This window comes from Luedemannella flava, assembly GCF_039528515.1.
Taxonomy (GTDB): domain Bacteria; phylum Actinomycetota; class Actinomycetes; order Mycobacteriales; family Micromonosporaceae; genus Luedemannella; species Luedemannella flava.
Genome location: NZ_BAAALT010000199.1, coordinates 1 through 807, shown reverse-complemented (window position 1 = coordinate 807; position 807 = coordinate 1). Strand labels below are relative to the sequence as shown.

The following is an 807-nucleotide window of genomic DNA, read 5'->3' as shown; positions in this document are numbered from 1 at the left end:
GCCCAGGCCGCCGAGGCCGTCATCGGGGCCGCCCGCGTGTCGGCTGGGAACGGGACAGGGGGTGTCGGCGGGCTGGCCACGGTGGTGGTCGCCGTGGCCGATGCGGCGGTCGAGGCACTCCGGCACACGCCGGAGCAACTGCCCGAGCTGGCCCGGGCCGGTGTCGTCGACGCGGGCGGCCTCGGCCTCGTGATCATCTTTGAGGCGCTCGCCGAGGTGGTCGCCGACCGGGTGCCGACCGCCAACCTCGCCGGCAGCGGCGCGGGCGTGCGGCCCGTCTCGGTCGTCCGCGAGACGGGCTCCGAGGAGTACGGCTACGAGGTGCAGTACCTGCTCGACGCCCCCGCCGCGCGGGTGGCGCCGCTGCGCGCCGACCTGGCCGGGCTCGGCGACTCGCTCGTCATCGTCGGCGCCGACGCCCCCGTGTCCGACGGCGCCACCACCGTCTGGAACGTGCACGTGCACGTCAACGACGTCGGCGCGGCCATCGAGGCGGGCATCCGGGCGGGCCGGCCGCACCGCATCTCGGTCACCCATTTCGCCGACGGCTCCGGCGGCCCGGCGCCCGCCCCGCCCCCGGCGCCCGCCGCCGTCGCGGTGTCGGGCGCCGCCGCCGGCGTACCCGACGGGTCTGTCGCGGTGGTCGTGGCCCACGGCTGTCCGGGGCTCGCGGACCTGTTGGCGGCCGAAGGCGTCGCGGTCTGGGCGGACGCGGAGGCGCCGACCAGCGCGGAGATCGTCGCCGCGATCCGGGCGACCGACCGGCGGTGGGTGGTGCTGCTGCCCAACGGCGCCGGGGCGCACGCC

1 protein-coding gene is annotated in these 807 nt (G+C 78.3%); it reads left to right on the top strand.

Translation table 11 applies throughout. The annotated features are described in order from the left end of the window. Positions 1-36: 36 nt before the first annotated feature. Positions 37-807 (top strand): DAK2 domain-containing protein (locus tag ABD211_RS25630; RefSeq protein ID WP_344137082.1); only part of this gene is annotated, 771 nt, incomplete at its 3' end.